This is a genomic window from Bradyrhizobium genomosp. III (assembly GCF_000261705.1).
GTDB classification, from domain to species: Bacteria; Pseudomonadota; Alphaproteobacteria; order Rhizobiales; family Xanthobacteraceae; genus Bradyrhizobium; species Bradyrhizobium ottawaense.
Genome location: NZ_AJQF01000598.1, coordinates 1 through 788, shown reverse-complemented (window position 1 = coordinate 788; position 788 = coordinate 1). Strand labels below are relative to the sequence as shown.

Genomic DNA, 788 nt, shown 5'->3' with positions numbered 1-788 from the left:
CCGCCGTATCACTCAGCTCTGATTCCGGGGACTAGCCCCGTGTTCGAAGAGAGCTGGCCCCGGTTGTTTGGACAGCGCCCCGCTGGATTTAAGTGGATTCCTGCCGGGTTATGCTGAACGCGGGGCTTTACGATTTTGTCGTTGCGTCGGGAGGGCGTAGCCCGACCAGAGCGACGACAAAATCGTCGGCGACGGTCATGCGGCCATCACCATAGCTTGCGTGCCGAAGTAAGCCTCGTCGGGCGTGCGCCCGTCAAGGCTCGAGTGAGGGCGTCCCTGATTGTAGAAGGCCAGATACTTGGCAATTGACGCTCGCGCCTCGGACACGCTGTCGTAGGCGCGGAGATAAACTTCTTCGTATTTGACCGTGCGCCAGAGCCGCTCGACAAACACGTTGTCGCGCCAGGCGCCCTTGCCGTCCAACGCGCCTAGTCGTCGGGCGCGTCCCCTAGCCACAACGCAATGCTGATGGCGATCTTCGCGTCCAGCAGCACATCGGTGAACTCGAGGCTGGTGAACTGGGTGCCCTGATCCGTGTTGAAAATCTCGGACCTGCCGTGCTTCGCCAACGCCTCCTGGCCCGCTTGGACGCAGAAGGCCGCCTCCATTGTGATCGAGACGCGATGGGCCAGGACCCGTCGGCTGAACACATCGACGACCGCCGCGAGATAGACGAAGCCACGCCGCATCGGAATGTAGGTGATGTCCATTGCCCACGCATGGTCGGGCCGCTCGATCTTCAATCCGCGCAACAGGTACGGGTAGATCTTGTGACCCGGAGCCGGCTT

General features: G+C 61.8%; 1 pseudogene. It reads right to left on the bottom strand.

Annotated features, from left to right (window positions below):
• Nucleotides 1-195: 195 nt before the first annotated feature.
• Nucleotides 196-788, bottom strand: a pseudogene (locus IC66_RS46995) (transposase); the annotation flags it as partial.